We start from the raw sequence: 14982 nt of genomic DNA on the forward strand, positions 1-14982 counted from the left end.
ATGACTGATACCTACGATCCACCACTGCGTGGCACCCGAATCCTGGACCTGACCTCGGGGCCGATGACCGCCGTCGGACGCCTCTTCGCCGATCTCGGCGCCCACGTCACGGTGCTCCGGGTGCCCGGCATCACCCACGACGACGTCGTGGGCCCGCACATCGACGATGTGCCCATCCAGACGGCCATCAACCGCCACGGCATCGCGGTACTCCACGTCGACGACCCGGCGGCGTTCGAGGGTCTGCTCGCCGGTGCCGACATCCTGATCGAGAACACCCGACCGGGATCGGCCGCGGAAACGGAATTGTCGGTGCGTCGCCTCCGCGAGCGGTATCCGGCGCTGGTGATCCTGTCGATCAGCGACTTCGGCCGCGACAACGACTACCGCAGTTGGCAGGGGACGACGCCCGTCTTTCACGCACTCTCGAGCGAGCTGTCCAGGTCCGGCATCCCGGGCCGGGAGCCGCTGATACCGCCAGCCGAGTTGCCTTATCACGTCGCTGCCGCGCAGGCCGCTGTGATGACCACGGCCGTCTATCTGGACCGGTTGCGTACTGGCGAGGGCGATCTGATCGACTTCTCGGTGCTCGACGGCGCAATGCAGACCCTCGACCCGCCGTTCGGCTCGGCCGGAAGCGCGTCGGCAGGGGTCGCGGTCAGCGCGCAGCAGCGTGACTTCAACGCCGAACAACAGCGCTACCCCATCATCGCGTGCAAGGACGGCCACGTCCGCATGTGCATCCTGGCCAAGCGGCAGTGGCAGGGCATGTTCGCCTGGATGGGTAGTCCCGAGGAGTTCGCCGACCCGTCCTACGACAAGCTCGGAAAGCGTTTCAGGTCACCGGAATTGCTGGCTGCGATCCAGCACTTCTGCGCGGACAAGACCCGCGCGGAGTTGGAAGCACAAGGGCAGGCGCACGGCGTGCCCACGGCTGCGGTGTTGACGCTGTCCGAGGCGTTGAACGCCGAACACTTCACTGCGCGTGGCTTTTTCCGCGATGTCGAGCTGGCGTCCGGTGTGGTGGCCCCGATGCCCGTGGGCGTCAGCGAGATCGACGGTCATCGCGCCAGCGCGCTCAACGCACCGGACCCGGCGGAAGCTGACCGGCCCGCCGGCGCGCCGCTGTTGAAGGCACGCGAACGACCCGGAGAAGGACTGCCGCTGGAGGGTATCCGCGTGCTGGATCTGGGTGTCATCGTCGTTGGCGCCGACACCGGCAGGCTGTTCGGAGATCTGGGTGCCGACGTCGTCAAGATCGAACACTCCGCACATCCCGACGGCTTGCGGATCGGCAAGCCGACGTCCATGACTCAGCCGTTCGCCGCCGGCCACCGCAACAAGCGGTCGATCGGCATCGATATGCGCACCGCGGAGGGCCGGGAGTACGCGCACCGGCTGGTGAAGCTTTCCGATGTCGTGCTGACGAATTACAAGCCGGGCGTGGCCGAGGCGCTCGGCATGGACTACGCGACGCTGAAGGAGATCAACCCCGGCATCGTCGTCGTCGACAGTTCCGCGTTCGGCCCGAACGGCCCGTGGGCCAAGCGCCTCGGATACGGTCCGCTGGTTCGCGCTGCCGTCGGATTCACCAACTTGTGGACGTACCCGGACGACCCGGAAACGTTCTGCGACACCGTCACCGTCTACCCCGACCACGTCGCCGCCAGGATCGGTGCGCTGTCGGCAATCGCGCTGCTGTTGCGCAGAGAGCGCACCGGTGCAGGCGGGTCGGCGAGCATCTCCCAGGCAGAGGTCATGCTCAGCCACCTCGCGGCCGATATCGCCGCCGACGCGCTGCAAGGAGGCGGACACACCGGGGACGACGCACCGACTGGCGACGCCGTCTGGAGACTGTTCCCGACTGCAGGTGAGGACAGCTGGATCGCGATCACCGTGAGAGACGAGGCCGACCGCGAAGCGTTACGCACGGTGGTCGGCGCAGTCGATCTGGACGCCGTGCGCGCCTGGACGACGCGACACTCGAAGATCGAGGCGATGGAGATCCTGCAGGATGCGGGTGTGCCCGCGGGCGCCGTGATGCATGCCAACGAGCTGCCCAGCTGGGGTTATTACGAGCAGCGACGCGCGTTCCGCGAAGAGCTGCATCCGCACGGCGACGTCCCGTTCATGATGGAGAACGTCCAGATCCACTGCGACCATGTGGCGGATCCGCCGCTGGGCCAGGCGCCGCTGTTGGGTGAGCAGACCGCTGAGATCGCCACCGAGTTGCTCGGCCTCGACGCTGCGCAGATCGAGGAGCTGCACGAGCGCGGCGTGTTGGAGACCCCGACCGTCTCGTAGCATTCGAGGTGGTTAGCACTACCACCTTCGAGTGCGGCAGGGATGGACATCGACTTCACCAGGCTCCGGTACTTCGTGGCTGTCGCAGACGAGCTGCACTTCAAGCGGGGTGCCGACAAGTTGATGATCACGCCGCCGCCGCTGAGCAAGCAGATCAAGCTGCTGGAAAAGGAACTCGGTGGGCCGCTGTTCGAGCGCGGCTACCACGATGTGCGGCTGACACCCCTCGGGCAACGCCTACTTGGTCCGGCCCGCGAGATTCTGCGGCAGGTCGAGGACTTCAAGGCCACGGCCGCGCAGACCGTCAAGGGCCAGCTGCCGATCCGGGTGAGCGCCACCGCGTATGCCCCGTCGGATCTGATCGCCGCGCTGGAGGGGGTGCTCGCGAACCTGCCGGCTCCGACCGAGTTCAGCGTGCCGGGGTCCGCGGCAGAGGTCACCGCCAAGTTGATCGCCGGCCAAGCCGAGTTGGGTTTGATCCACCTGCCCGCCAGCGACAAACGCTTGCGGTACAAGGTCGTCGCCCAATATCAGGGCGCGATCGCCGTTCGCTTCGACGACCCGTTGGCCGCCAGGGATCTGGTGGCGATCGAGGAGCTCTGCGATCGGGAAGTGGTCATCGACGTCGCCCGTCCCAACCCGGTGGTACTGGCCGGATTGACGCGTCAACTGAACCGCAGGGGCGTCCACCGCATTGTCCGTACGACGAACCAGCGTGGCGGCGAGGTCGAGATGGCGACCCAGGTGTTCAATCGCCACCTCGTCGCGGTGGTCAGCTACGCGCCCGATTCGTTCATCGGAAAGATGTTCTCGCCGCCGGAGTTCAAGTTGATCCCGGTCGACGAAAGCACCTGGGCACCAATTGAACTCGGGCTGGCCTGGGTACCCGAACGGCTTCGAGACAGGGCCGCTGAGATCGAATCCACGGTGGACCGGATTGCCGACGCACTGGGGCCGGTCCGCCGCAGCGCGTGACCGACCATGCTCAGGCGATCAGACGTTCACTGAGTTCCCACAGCCGTCGCGCCGACTCGGGGTTCACCGCATGCGGTGCGACGCCCTTCATTTCGATCGGCTCGACACCCCAGTCGAAGGGCTGCGACGAATGGTCAAGCGGAGCAACATCGTTGTCTTTCAGATAGACCCCGCCGATGTCGTCGAGCAGGGGACTGGTCGCGGCGAACACCGAGGTGCTGGCCGCCTGCTGAATGGTTTTGAATTCGCGGTCGGGGTCGATGATCGCATTCCCGTCGTTGTCTATGACTCCCATTGCGCGCAGTTCGTCCTCGGTGATCGACGGACCGAGTTGTGTCCCGTAAGCGACACCCGGGTGCAGGGCGTAGCCGCGGATACCGTCACCGCGCCAGCGTCGATCCAGCTCGACGGCGAACAGAATATTGGCCGTCTTGGACTGACCGTAACCGAGCATGCCGTCGTATCCCGTGGTGAAGTGCGGGTCGTCCCAACGGATGTCGGTGAGCATGTGGCCGCCCGACGAGACGTTGACGACTCGCGCCCCGTTGGCCGCTTGCAGCGCGGGCAGGAGACGCAGCGTCAGTTGGAAGTGGCCGAGATGATTGGTCGCGAACTGCGCTTCGTATCCGCGGGCATCGCGCACGAGGTCGCCGCCCATGATCCCGGCGTTGTTGAGCAGCACATGCAACGGCCGCCCCGACGCGAGATACCGACCGGCGAAGGCGTCGATCGATTCCGGATCCAGCAGGTCCAGTTGATCGACGTCGACGTGTGTCAGTCCATCCACGGCGGCGGCCGCACGGTCCGGGTTGCGGGCGGCGACGGTGACCGCCGCGCCTGCCTTGCTCAGTGCGCGGGTGGTCTCGAGGCCGAGTCCGACATGACCGGCGGTGACGATGATGTTCTTGCCGGACAGGTCGAGGCCACGCAGGACATCGTCGGCGGTCGACGCCGCGGTGAACCCGGAACCCAGTGGGCGTTGCAGATCGGTCATGGCTGTCCTCCCAGTACTATCGGTTAAGTGGAACGATGCTCCGTATAACTAGGTGAAGTGGAGCATTGTTCCGCTTAGGCCAAATTGGGACGGTTATGGTGGAAAAAGCGCAAGTACGCCGCGTACGGGCGGATGCGCAACGCAACCTCGGCGCGGTGGTCGAGGCGGCCAAGGCAGTGTTCGCCGAGTCCGGCGTCGACGCCCCGGTCCGCGAGATCGCCGCGAGGGCGGGTGTCGGCGTCGGAACGTTGTACCGGCACTTCCCGCGCCGAGCTGACCTGGTGGTCGCCGTTTTCGAGCGCGAGATCGACGAATGCGCCGCAGCAGCACCTGCCCTGGCCGAGACCAACACTCCTGGCGAGGCGCTCACCAAGTGGATTCACCGCTACACCGAGTTGCTCGGTACCAAGCGGGGGCTCGCTGCGGCCCTGCACTCCGGCGATCCGGCCTTCGACGCGCTGCCGACCTACTTCGAGCAACGCTTGACGCCGGCGCTACAGACGTTGGTCCAAGCCGCGGTGGCTGCGGGTGAAATACGCGCGGACGCCGATCCGGCAGATCTGCTCCACGCCATCGCCCATCTCTGCGCGTCGCCTGACGCCGACCGTGCCGCCCGCATGGTCGATCTACTCGTCGATGGGCTGCGGCCGAACTGACGCGCCAGGGCAGCACAGCGGCCGTAAGGACATAAGGCAGGCTGGTGTCAACGATGACCCGTCCGCCCCCCGACTCCGCCGCGGCACTGCTCCGCGATCCCAGCGACCTGTCCGCGCTGCGCGCCAAGGGCGGCGACGCCGACGAGTTGTTCGCCTCTTTCGCCGCATGGGCCGAGTCCCAGGGCACCACGCTCTACCCCGCGCAGGAGGAGGCGTTGATCGAGCTGGTCAGCGGCGCGAACGTGGTGCTGGCCACGCCGACCGGCTCGGGCAAGTCGCTGGTGGCCACCGGCGCGCTGTACGCCGCACTGGCTGGGAGCCGACGCAGCTACTACACCGCCCCGATCAAGGCCCTGGTGAGCGAGAAGTTCTTCGCGCTGTGCGATGTCTTCGGTGCGACGAACGTCGGCATGCTCACCGGAGACGCGGCGGTGAACGCGGGCGCTCCGATCATCACGTGCACGGCAGAGGTCCTCGCCAACATCGCGCTGCGTGAGGGCGCCGACGCGGACATCGGCCTGGTGGTCATGGACGAGTTCCACTTCTACGGTGATCCGGACCGCGGCTGGGCCTGGCAGGTGCCGCTGCTGGAGTTGCCCAAGGCCCAATTCCTTTTGATGTCAGCCACACTCGGCGACGTCACGTTTCTACGCGAAGATCTGACGCGCCGTACCGGCAGGCCGACGGCGCTGGTCGCCAACGCCGAACGCCCGGTTCCTCTGCATCACTACTACGCGACGACACCGATGCACGAGACGATCACCGATCTATTGGAGACGAAGCAGGCGCCGATCTACGTCGTCCACTTCACCCAGGCCTCGGCACAGGAACGCGCGCAGGCACTGATGAGCGTCAACGTGTGCACCAAGGAGGAGAAGAAGGCGATCGCCGAGCTGATAGGCGGATTCCGGTTTACGTCGGCGTTCGGGTCGACGCTGTCGCGGCTGGTGCGCCATGGCATAGGCGTTCATCACGCGGGCATGCTGCCCAAATATCGGCGGCTGGTGGAACAACTGGCCCAGGCCGGTCTGCTCAAAGTCATCTGCGGCACCGACACTCTCGGCGTAGGCATCAACGTGCCGATCCGGACCGTCGTCTTCTCCGCCCTCTCGAAGTACGACGGCACCCGCACGCGCCTGCTGACCGCCCGCGAGTTCCATCAGATCGCCGGGCGGGCCGGACGAGCAGGCTACGACACCGCGGGCACCGTCGTCGTGCAGGCACCCGACCACGAGGTGGAGAACCTCAAGCAGTTCGCCAAGGTCGCCGACGATCCGAAGAAGCGTCGAAAGCTGTTGCGCCGCAAAGCTCCCGAAGGCATGGTGCCGTGGAGCGAGTCGACCCAGAAACGCCTGATCGATGCGCCACCGGAGCCGCTGACCAGCAATATGCGGGTGTCGACGGCGATGATCCTCGACGTCGTCGACCGCCCAGGCGATCCGTTCGCCGCGATGCGCCGTCTCCTCACCGAGAACCACGAGCCGCGCAAACGACAGCTACAGCACATCCGTGAGGCGGTCGGCATCGCGCGTTCGCTGCTGCAAGCCGGCGTGATCGAGCGTCTCGGCACACCCGAACCCGACGGGCGGCGCTATCGGCTCACGCTCGATCTGCCACCCGATTTTGCCCTCAATCAGCCGCTGTCGACGTTCGCGCTGGCGGCAGTCGATGTTCTGGATCCGGCATCGGAAACGTATGCGCTGGATGTGGTTTCGGTTATCGAGGCGACTCTCGAGGATCCCCGGCAGGTCCTGGCGGCGCAGCTGAACAAGGCGCGCGGCGAGGCCATCGCGGCGATGAAGGCCGAGGGTATCGAGTACGACGAGCGCATCGAACTGCTCGACGAGGTCACCTACCCTCGACCGCTCGCCGAGCTGCTGGAGCACACCTTCGAGGTGTATCTGCAGAGCAATCCGTGGGCCGCGGACGGGCGGTTGTCGCCGAAGTCCATCGTGCGTGAGATGTGGGAGCGGGCATTCACCTTTCGTGAGTACGTCAGCGTGTACGGGCTCACGCGCTCCGAGGGAGCCCTGCTGCGCTACCTGTCCGGCGCATTCAAGGCACTACGGTCCGGGGTGCCCGCCGCGGCGCGCACAGAGGAGCTCACCGACATCGTCGAGTGGCTGGGTGAGCTTGTGCGCCAGGTCGATTCGAGCCTGCTCGACGAATGGGAACAGCTCACCAGCCCGGACCAGCCGCTGGATGTACCTGTCGCGGTACCTGCCCGCCCGCGTCCGCTGACCGGAAACGAGCGGGCGTTCACCGCGATGGTCCGCAATGCGCTCTTTCGGCGGGTCGAACTGTTCGCCCGCCGGCGTTGGTCCGACCTCGGTGAGTTGGACGCGGCGTCGGGATGGACGTCCGAACGCTGGGAGGAGGTCGGCGACGAGTACTTCGCCGAGCACGACCAGGTGCTGACGGGCGCGGACGCGCGCGGCCCGGCGCTGCTGATCATCGACCGGCAGCCGGGCCTGTGGCGAGTTCGGCAGATCCTCGACGACCCTGCGGGCGAGCATGATTGGGGTTTCGTGGCTGAGGTGGATCTGGAAGCTTCCGACGAAGAAGGCGCGGCGGTGCTGCGCGTCGTCGACGCGGGACGGCTCGACTGAATTCGCCCCCGAACCGTTTGGCGGGCCTTTACGCTCTGCGCATGACGACGTTCGCGCTGGTCCACGGCGCGTGGCACAGCGCCTGGTGCTGGGAGCGTGTGACACCGCTCCTACAGCAGGCCGGCCACGACGTGGTCACCCCCGAGTTGCCGAGCGAGGACGGCTCGGCGGACTTCGACTGCTATGCGGATCTGGTGTGTGCCACCCTCCGAGGGTGTGACGACGATGTGGTGGTAGTGGCCCACTCGTTGGGTGGCGCCACGGGCGCGTTGATTCCTGGCCGCCGCCCGGTACGGCATCTCGTGTACTTGTGCGCCGCAGTCCCACAAGGTGAAGTCGGCTTGTTCGATCAGTGGCAAGCCCAGCCCGACATGGTGGCGACGACCTTCTCCGACGGCTGGCTCGGGGCGTTGAGTGAGCCCGACGAGCAGTTGCGAACCCAATGGGTCGACCGCGACTTCGCGCGCAAGGTGTTCTACGCCGACTGCGACGAAGCCACCGCCGCCGACGCGTTCGACCACCTTCGCCCCCAGTCCGGGTACCCGTGGACACTGCCGTGCTCGCTGACCCAGCACCCCGCGGTGCGGTGTACCTCCGTGGTGTGCAGTGACGATCGGATCGTCAACCCGGTCTGGTCGAGGCGCGCAGCCCGTGAAATCGGCGCCGACATCGTCGAACTGCCGGGCAGCCATTCGCCGTTCCTGTCCCGGCCGCCGGCGGTCGCCGACGTGTTGCTCCGCGTCGCGGAGGCGAGTTAGCCCACCGGTGCACGCACTCCGAGCACCGGTTGTCGATGCCTGCCGTGACCCCAGCCGGGATCCCAGGGCAACCGTCCGCGATCATCCGCCCACACCAGCTGCAGGGCACGCACATCGGGTCCGCAGATCCGCACGGCGAACTTCAGGTGGACGTCGGGGTGCTCGACTTCGACGACCTCGATGAGGAACCTGTCCTGATAGTCGATGTGCATCGCCGGCTCCAGGGTCTCGCCGTCATCGACCATCTGGTGCGCGATCGAGTTCAGAACTCGAGCGGAAATCTGCGGATTGAGCCCTGTGATCAAGAGTTCGGGCAGACCGCGGTCATGCAATCCGACGGTGTACGCGAACGGTCTCTTGTCGTGCTCGACGAACTGCACCGCCCATCCGTGTTCCCACACCGTACGGCGAAGCTCGTCCAGGTAGTCCTCGGCGGTGGCGTTCGGGTTGTCGCACTTCCAGCACATGGCCGCGCCCTTTCTGTAGTGAGTTGCGACCAGCTTGCGCCCAGGCACCGACAAGTCGACAAGGCGCGGCGTGATGTTCCGCCGAGGCTCAAGTGCTTGAGTCTGGATATATCACTGGGCAGATCTGCGTTCAGCCTCTTCTACCAATGCCGCCGCTAGCTCCGAATAGCTTTGTCGGAGCGTATGACTCAGATTTCTTATCCCCGGCAGGCGAGGCGTACACGATGCCGTCCATATGATGAGCGACCCATCCGGTCGGTCTTCGATACGAATGTCGCCTCGGTAGTCCTTTATGAGCATGGCCTGGTACCACGGAAGCTCTGCAGCATAGGCATGATGATGCGGTTTCGTTCCGGCCAGGATCCGGTCGCGGGTCACACCGCGCCCAATCCGCATTCTCCGGATTCCGCCGACAGCCGTGTCGGGTTCTCCCGACACTTCCCATGACGCAGCAGAGATACCCGGCATGAATTCTGGCCATCGGTCCAGATCCATCAGAGCGCCGTACACCGAGACCGGCGTCGCCGACGTCGACTGTTCAACCGCGATTGATACACGGGCGGGCATGTCGTGGCAATCTACTACCGCAGACGGCCAGGCGACGCGCGAGTAAACCAACGACCCTGTGTTCAATCTCGACCATAGGAAGCACAATCGACAATGCCGTCGCTCCTGTGACGCCGTTTCGCAGCTATCGATCGGCTCCGCGATGACCCGAGCGGACCAGTGCGTTACGGGGTCGCAAGAAGCCGGGCTGCTGGAGCTCTCGAATGGCGCGCCGCGCCCCTGACGGGATCACACGCTCGAAGAAGACATCCGCGTCAAAGGTCGCACGGACCTCGTCGACGTAGGAGCGTGGCAGGCCGAAGCGGATCCTGCCCTGACTGACATCGATGAGATCCGCCCGACGCACCGCCTCGACCAGCGCCGCGTACGGTCGGCGTGAGCCGTACGTGAGCAGCCGGTGATGCTCGGCGACGATGAGCGCCAACTCGTCTGACCAGTTTTCACGGCCGGTGTCGGCCAGCCACGCGTTCTGTGCCTCGATCGACGGAACCAGGTAATCGATCGTGTCGAACGCCGCCAGATCGTGGAAGGCCGACGCGATTGCCAGCTTGTCGTCGCGGTCTGGTTGGTCCGGCGTGAGCGCGCGAGCGAAGTTGATCACCCGATACACATGCGCCTTGTAGCCGTCATAGCCGGCGTCGTCTCCGTGGGCACGATGACGATGCGATTCGAGGATCTCTTCAGCCAGGATCGAGCTCTGCAGAATATCCGGTGTCACAACACGTCCGGATCAGTTGCCGCAGTTGGTGTTCGATGGTCTGGTTGGCCACACACACGAGTTGACATCAGTCGTGTCAGCGTGACCCCCTCCGACGAACACCCCATAGGCGTCGCCGTTGGTGCCGGTGTAGGTCGCACCCCCACCGCCGCCACCGCCGCCGGCGCTTTCGACGACAACGGTCCATCCCGCGTCCTCGAGTGTGGTCTTGTACGCGTCCATGACCTCGGTTGGCGATCCGGTGACCAGGAAGTGCTTGCGGACACCACCGTCGTGAATCCACGCCGGCCCGTCTTTTCGCTGACTGTTCGCAGGTACCGGGATCAACGATGGCAGGTCAGTTCCTGCGGTTGTCGGCACGGCAGACGCTGACGTGGAAGTCTCTGTGTCCGAAACTGTTTCGGTGACAGTCGTGGTTCTCGACTCGCCAGACCCGCCGCACCCCGCAACCACCAACCCAACCGCCAAGCACGTCGAGACCAACACGTAGCGCGCCATACCCACTCCCATTCTGGTCATCGATAAGGACCCGGCACCGTCCACGCACTGCCTTGCTCGCGATCGAGCACCGTCTCGCCCTTGTTCTTCAACGCGAAGATGTACACCAACAGGCTCACCCCGATGATCACCGTGACGTACACGATGAACAAGGTGACGTGATCCGGTTTAGAGGCCTGATACAGCATCGGAGCCGTTCCGCCGAAGGCGGAATTCGCCAGCGCGTAGCCCAAACCCACTCCCAGCGCGCGGATGTCAGCGGGGAAGAACTCCGCCTTCACGATCGCATTGACCGACGTGTACCCGGTGATGATGACATAACCGACGGCCAGGAGGAGAAACGCCATCACGACCGACGTCGTCTTCGGCAGATACGTCAGCAGAACGTAGGTGTAGAGCACGCCGGCGACACCGAAGAACACCAGCAGCGGCTTGCGTCCGATGCGATCACTGATGAGACCACCCACCGGCTGCAGCAGCATCAGGAAGATCAGCCCCAGCAGGTTCACCCACGTGGCCGTCAGCGCGCCGTCGGAACCGAACGTGGACTTGACGATTGCGGGCGCATTCACGCTGTAGGTGTAGAACGCCACCGTGCCGCCCGCGGTGATGAGGAACACGAGCAGCAGTGGACGCCAGTGCGTCGTGAACAACGTCTTCAAGGAGCCGGCGTCGGTGTCCTTCCCCGCCCGGATGGCCTCCAGGTGCGAGTCGCTCAGCGACTCGTCCATCGAGCGTCGAATCCACAGCACCACCAATGCCGCGACGCCACCGATGAAAAAGCCTATCCGCCAACCCCAGTCGTGCATCGCGTCGTCGTCGAGGAAGTGCAATGCGATCAGCAATGTGAACTGGGCCAGGACGTGTCCGCCGATCAACGTGACGTACTGGAACGACGACAGGAAACCGCGCCGGTTCGCCGTCGCCGCCTCCGACATGTATGTCGCCGACGTCCCGTACTCCCCGCCGGTGGCGAAGCCCTGCACCAGCCGGGCCAGGATCAGGACCACGGCCGCCCAGTAGCCGAGGGTTTCGCGCGTCGGCATGATCGCCACGACGAACGAGCAGGCCGACATGACGGTGACGCTGAACATCAGCGCCGCCTTACGCCCCCGCCGGTCGGCGAACCGGCCGAAGAACCACGATCCGACCGGTCGCATGACGAACGTGACCGCGAAGATCGCGTAGATGTACACCGTGGAGTTGGTGTCGTCCTTGTCGAAGAACTGGGCCTCGAAGTAGGACGCGAAGACCGTGTAGACGTAGACGTCGTACCACTCGACGAGGTTGCCCGCCGAACCCTTGATGGTGTTGAGCACCGCCCGGCGGGTGCTCGTCGGCGCACGCGTCGGCCCTGATTGCACGGTTTTCGGCATCGCCTCACTCATCCAGGCGACGCTAGCCGCGCGCGCCTCATGATCGAAGGGGTTTGCGCTCGGCGGCCAGAACCGCTTACCTGATGGGATGCCTGAACTGAATCGTCGCCGCGTCATGCAGATCGCCGGCCTCGGCGCCCTGGCCGCCTCTGTGTCCCTGCCCACCGCCAACGCTCAGCCCTCGACCAGCGACTATCGCTTCGTCGACGACTTCGACGGTCCCGCCGGCTCGGCCCCCGACTTCTCCAAATGGGAGCCCGCGTACGAGCGCGAAACCATGGAGGACCCCACGTTCTGGGAGCTGCCCGAGAACGTCGGCCAGTACCGCGACGACCGGAGGAACCTCTTCCTCGACGGCAAGTCCAACCTGGTACTCCGCGCTGCCAAGGACGGCGACACCTACTACAGCGGCAAGCTCTTCGGCAGGTACCGGGGCGGCATCAACACCACCTGGGAAGCCCGGGTCAAGTTCAACTGCCTGACCCCCGGATGCTGGCCGGCCTGGTACCTGGCCAACAACAGTCCCACCAACGGCGGCGAAGTCGACATCATCGAGTGGTACGGCAACGGCAGCTGGGCTCCCGGAACCACCGTCCACGCCAACCTCAACGGCGGTGAACACGTCAGCCACACCATCGCACCCGACAGCGCTTGGCACAGATGGCGCACCCAGTGGACAGAGGAAGGCTTCAAGTTCTGGCTGGACCACACCGACGGTGCGGCGCCGTACTTCACCGTCACGCCCGACCAACTGCCGAATTACCAGTTCAATACGCCCGGCTACACGCTGTTCCCGATCCTGGGTCTCGCGGTCGCCGGGTCGGGCGGCGGCGATCCCAGCGGCGGCACCTACCCCGCGGAGATGCTCGTCGACTGGGTGAAGGTCTGGTAGTCACCCGTAGGAGGAATAGGTCCGCCCCGGCACGGACTTGAGGTTTACGTAGCCGACGATGGGAGCCGCGATGAAGTTCGGCATATCCACCTTCGTTACTGACGACGGCATCGACCCCGTATCGCTGGCGCGTGCCGTCGAGGAGCGCGGTTTCGAATCGCTGGTCGTCGCGGAGCACACGCACATCCCGGCGAGCCGGGAGTCGCCGTACCCGATGGGCGGCGAACTGCCGTCCATCTACTACCGGACGCTGGACCCGTTTGTCACGCTCGCCGCCGCGGCCGCCGTGACCTCCCGGATCGAGCTCTTCACCGGGATCGCGCTGCTGATCCAGCGCGATCCGATCATCACCGCGAAGGAAGCCGCGAGCATCGACCTGATCTCCGGCGGCCGCTTCGTGTTCGGGGTGGGTGCCGGCTGGAACATCGAGGAGCTGCGCCACCACGGCACCGACCCGAAGACACGCGGCGCGCTGCTCGACGAGCGCATCGAAGCCATCCAGGCGCTGTGGACCACCGAACCCGCCGAATACCACGGCCGCTTCGTCGACTTCGATTCGTCGTACCAGCGGCCCAAGCCGGTGCAGAAGCCGCATCCGCCGATCTACATCGGCGGCGACTCTGATGCCACCGTCAAGCGGATCATCCGGCACGAAGCGGGCTGGATCGCCAATCCGCTTCCAGTGGACCATCTGGCCAAACGCATCGGTCAGATCCGCGACGGTGCGGATCATGACGTGCCGCTGGCTCAGTTCGGCACACCCGACGATCCCGACTACTGGCGCGCGGTCGAGGATCTGGGGTTCGGACAGGTGGCGCTGCTATTGCCCACCAAGCCGCTGGACGAGTCGTTGCGACTTCTCGACAAACTTGCTGCGCACGTCGCGGACTATCGGGGCTGAACAGGCTCACGCGTTCTGGGCGGCCACCCGGGCACGCTCCTTCATCGAGGCGACCACTCCGCCGTCGTTGAGGATGTCGGTGCCGGTGAGATAGCCGGCCTTGTCGCTGGCGCAGAACGCGAGCAGAGCGGCCATCTCCTCCGGCTTGCCCCATCGCGGGACCGCGGCGTCGGTGACCATCGCACCCGCGCCCGCCTGCTCCTCGAGCCTGCCCATCTCGGTGTCGATGGACCCGGGGGAGACCGACACGACGCGCAGCCCCCGACCGTTGAACCTCTCGCACTGCGCGCTGGCGTACCACCGGACGAAGCTCTTGCTCACCGCGTACGCGATGCCGGACCGCGCCTCCTCGCCGGCGATGTCGCAGGCCGCCAGCATCGCCGTCATGAAAGCGGACTCGTCGGTGAACGCCGTCGGGAAGTGCATCGCCGGGATGAATTCGTCCGGCAGCAGGTGGGCCGCCATCGACGCCACGTTGACGATCGCCGCGCCCTCGGGAGCGGCCGCGTAGAAGACCTCATTGACGTTGAGCGTGCCGATGGCGTTGGTCCTCATGACGTAGTCGGCGTCGCCCATGCTGGGGCTGACCCCGGCAGTGTGGATCACCGAGGCGAGCGTTCCGAGACCCAACGCGGTGTCGAACAGTCCGGTGACCGCGTCGGGAACGGTGACGTCGCAATTCACCGCCGTCACCGTGACCCCGAGGTCCTTCAGCGTCGCCGCGGCCGCGTCGAGGCGCTCCTGCCTGACATCGCACAGCACGATGGTGTGGTCCTGGCCGACGACTTTCGCGGTGGCCTGCCCCATGCCGCCCGCACCGCCCGTGATCACCGAAACTCGAGTCATGTGTGGACCGTATACGCAGTGTGGCGACGTTACAGTCTTCGGGTCGGGTGTATCAGAGCCGCCCGGACGTTTCACCATGACGTAGGGTGGTTACTCGGACTAAGTAGCCGGATGGGTCCCGACTCTGGAGTGATGCCGAATGCCTTCGATCAAGAACACTGTGGCTGCGTTCGCAGTGGCCGCGGGCCTCGCGGCAACAACGCTCGGCCTGGGCACGACTGTGGCGATTGCCCAACCGCCCCCAGGGGTTCCTGCCCAGGGTGAAGTTCCGCCGCCTAACGCACCGCCGAAGACCACCGACTTCTGGCTCGGCGAGCCCGTCGTGTGGACGTCCATGTGGGGCGGCCGCTGGGGCGTCTGGAAGAACGGCCAGTTCCTCACGCTGTCGTCGAACATCGTCACCGGCGGCGGCTAGACACAT

At 65.6% G+C, this 14982-nt stretch carries 15 protein-coding genes; 8 read left to right on the forward strand and 7 right to left on the reverse strand.

What is annotated here, in order from left to right:
• Together H7J93_RS19365 and H7J93_RS19370 are read left to right on the forward strand one after the other, a co-directional pair.
• Positions 1-2304 (forward strand): CaiB/BaiF CoA-transferase family protein, encoded by a 2304-nt coding sequence (locus H7J93_RS19365; protein ID WP_267307927.1) that lies wholly within the window; start codon positions 1-3, stop codon positions 2302-2304.
• 42 nt (positions 2305-2346) lie between these two features.
• On the forward strand, positions 2347-3279 hold the full coding sequence (locus H7J93_RS19370) for a LysR family transcriptional regulator (RefSeq protein ID WP_267307928.1): 933 nt from the start codon (positions 2347-2349) through the stop codon (positions 3277-3279).
• A 10-nt stretch (positions 3280-3289) separates the two neighbouring features.
• On the opposite strand, the gene H7J93_RS19375 is transcribed toward H7J93_RS19370, so the two are convergent.
• A complete protein-coding gene (locus H7J93_RS19375) occupies positions 3290-4273 on the reverse strand; it encodes an SDR family NAD(P)-dependent oxidoreductase (RefSeq protein ID WP_267307929.1) in 984 nt (327 codons plus the stop codon).
• Between the two features lie 95 nt (positions 4274-4368).
• Here H7J93_RS19375 and H7J93_RS19380 point away from each other — a divergent pair, with 95 nt between their 5' ends.
• The 3 genes from H7J93_RS19380 to H7J93_RS19390 are packed head-to-tail and all read left to right on the forward strand — an operon-like array spanning position 4369 to position 8296.
• The gene (locus tag H7J93_RS19380) at positions 4369-4929 is read left to right on the forward strand and encodes a TetR/AcrR family transcriptional regulator (protein ID WP_267307930.1); all 561 of its coding nucleotides are present in this window, start codon (positions 4369-4371) and stop codon (positions 4927-4929) included.
• Between the two features lie 53 nt (positions 4930-4982).
• Positions 4983-7538, forward strand: a complete 2556-nt coding sequence (locus H7J93_RS19385) for a DEAD/DEAH box helicase (protein ID WP_267307931.1) — start codon at positions 4983-4985, stop codon at positions 7536-7538.
• A gap of 41 nt (positions 7539-7579) precedes the next feature.
• Positions 7580-8296, forward strand: coding sequence for an alpha/beta fold hydrolase (locus tag H7J93_RS19390; RefSeq protein ID WP_267307932.1), 717 nt, complete (start codon positions 7580-7582; stop codon positions 8294-8296).
• Here H7J93_RS19390 and H7J93_RS19395 read toward each other — a convergent pair.
• The 5 genes from H7J93_RS19395 to H7J93_RS19410 form a co-directional block, all read right to left on the reverse strand.
• Complete coding sequence (locus H7J93_RS19395; RefSeq protein WP_267307933.1) at positions 8293-8763, reverse strand: DUF4262 domain-containing protein; 471 nt, start codon at positions 8761-8763, stop codon at positions 8293-8295. The two genes, H7J93_RS19390 and H7J93_RS19395, sit on opposite strands and share 4 nt — an antisense overlap.
• 111 nt (positions 8764-8874) lie before the next feature.
• Positions 8875-9330 carry an SRPBCC family protein gene (locus H7J93_RS29465; protein ID WP_372507948.1) on the reverse strand — a complete coding sequence of 152 codons (456 nt, stop codon included), beginning with the start codon at positions 9328-9330 and terminating at the stop codon, positions 8875-8877.
• 124 nt (positions 9331-9454) lie between these two features.
• A complete protein-coding gene (locus tag H7J93_RS19400; RefSeq protein WP_267307934.1) occupies positions 9455-10048 on the reverse strand; it encodes an HD family phosphohydrolase in 594 nt (197 codons plus the stop codon).
• A 12-nt stretch (positions 10049-10060) separates the two neighbouring features.
• Positions 10061-10408: a hypothetical protein gene (locus H7J93_RS19405; protein ID WP_267307935.1), complete on the reverse strand. Its 348-nt coding sequence runs from the start codon at positions 10406-10408 to the stop codon at positions 10061-10063.
• Positions 10409-10563: 155 nt separating this feature from the next.
• Positions 10564-11922, reverse strand: coding sequence for an MFS transporter (locus tag H7J93_RS19410; protein ID WP_372507959.1), 1359 nt, complete (start codon positions 11920-11922; stop codon positions 10564-10566).
• 88 nt (positions 11923-12010) lie between these two features.
• Between H7J93_RS19410 and H7J93_RS19415 the strand changes: the two genes are divergently transcribed.
• Both H7J93_RS19415 and H7J93_RS19420 read left to right on the forward strand, forming a co-directional pair.
• The gene (locus H7J93_RS19415) at positions 12011-12814 is read left to right on the forward strand and encodes a glycoside hydrolase family 16 protein (protein WP_267307937.1); all 804 of its coding nucleotides are present in this window, start codon (positions 12011-12013) and stop codon (positions 12812-12814) included.
• 70 nt (positions 12815-12884) lie between these two features.
• A complete protein-coding gene (locus tag H7J93_RS19420; protein ID WP_267307938.1) occupies positions 12885-13715 on the forward strand; it encodes an LLM class F420-dependent oxidoreductase in 831 nt (276 codons plus the stop codon).
• Positions 13716-13721: 6 nt separating this feature from the next.
• Here the strand turns inward: H7J93_RS19420 and H7J93_RS19425 are convergent, their stop codons facing one another.
• A complete protein-coding gene (locus H7J93_RS19425) occupies positions 13722-14561 on the reverse strand; it encodes an SDR family oxidoreductase (protein ID WP_267307939.1) in 840 nt (279 codons plus the stop codon).
• Between the two features lie 139 nt (positions 14562-14700).
• On the opposite strand from H7J93_RS19425, the gene H7J93_RS19430 reads away from it, so the two are divergent.
• A complete protein-coding gene (locus tag H7J93_RS19430; RefSeq protein ID WP_267307940.1) occupies positions 14701-14976 on the forward strand; it encodes a hypothetical protein in 276 nt (91 codons plus the stop codon).
• The last annotated feature ends 6 nt before the right edge of the window (positions 14977-14982 follow it).

Source organism: Mycobacterium barrassiae (genome assembly GCF_025822765.1).
GTDB lineage: Bacteria > Actinomycetota > Actinomycetes > Mycobacteriales > Mycobacteriaceae > Mycobacterium > Mycobacterium barrassiae.

Bases quoted from the DNA above. Each gene is read 5' to 3' on its own strand.
- H7J93_RS19370 (WP_267307928.1), top strand. From the start codon at position 2,347: ATGGACATCGACTTCACCAGGCTCCGGTACTTCGTGGCTGTCGCAGAC.
- H7J93_RS19380 (WP_267307930.1), top strand. From the start codon at position 4,369: ATGGTGGAAAAAGCGCAAGTACGCCGCGTACGGGCGGATGCGCAACGC.
- H7J93_RS19410 (WP_372507959.1), bottom strand. From the start codon at position 11,922: ATGCCGAAAACCGTGCAATCAGGGCCGACGCGTGCGCCGACGAGCACC.
- H7J93_RS19420 (WP_267307938.1), top strand. From the start codon at position 12,885: ATGAAGTTCGGCATATCCACCTTCGTTACTGACGACGGCATCGACCCC.
- H7J93_RS19425 (WP_267307939.1), bottom strand. From the start codon at position 14,561: ATGACTCGAGTTTCGGTGATCACGGGCGGTGCGGGCGGCATGGGGCAG.
- H7J93_RS19430 (WP_267307940.1), top strand. From the start codon at position 14,701: ATGCCTTCGATCAAGAACACTGTGGCTGCGTTCGCAGTGGCCGCGGGC.
- H7J93_RS19385 (WP_267307931.1), top strand. From the start codon at position 4,983: ATGACCCGTCCGCCCCCCGACTCCGCCGCGGCACTGCTCCGCGATCCC.
- H7J93_RS19365 (WP_267307927.1), top strand. From the start codon at position 1: ATGACTGATACCTACGATCCACCACTGCGTGGCACCCGAATCCTGGAC.
- H7J93_RS19375 (WP_267307929.1), bottom strand. From the start codon at position 4,273: ATGACCGATCTGCAACGCCCACTGGGTTCCGGGTTCACCGCGGCGTCG.
- H7J93_RS19395 (WP_267307933.1), bottom strand. From the start codon at position 8,763: ATGTGCTGGAAGTGCGACAACCCGAACGCCACCGCCGAGGACTACCTG.
- H7J93_RS29465 (WP_372507948.1), bottom strand. From the start codon at position 9,330: ATGCCCGCCCGTGTATCAATCGCGGTTGAACAGTCGACGTCGGCGACG.
- H7J93_RS19415 (WP_267307937.1), top strand. From the start codon at position 12,011: ATGCCTGAACTGAATCGTCGCCGCGTCATGCAGATCGCCGGCCTCGGC.
- H7J93_RS19390 (WP_267307932.1), top strand. From the start codon at position 7,580: ATGACGACGTTCGCGCTGGTCCACGGCGCGTGGCACAGCGCCTGGTGC.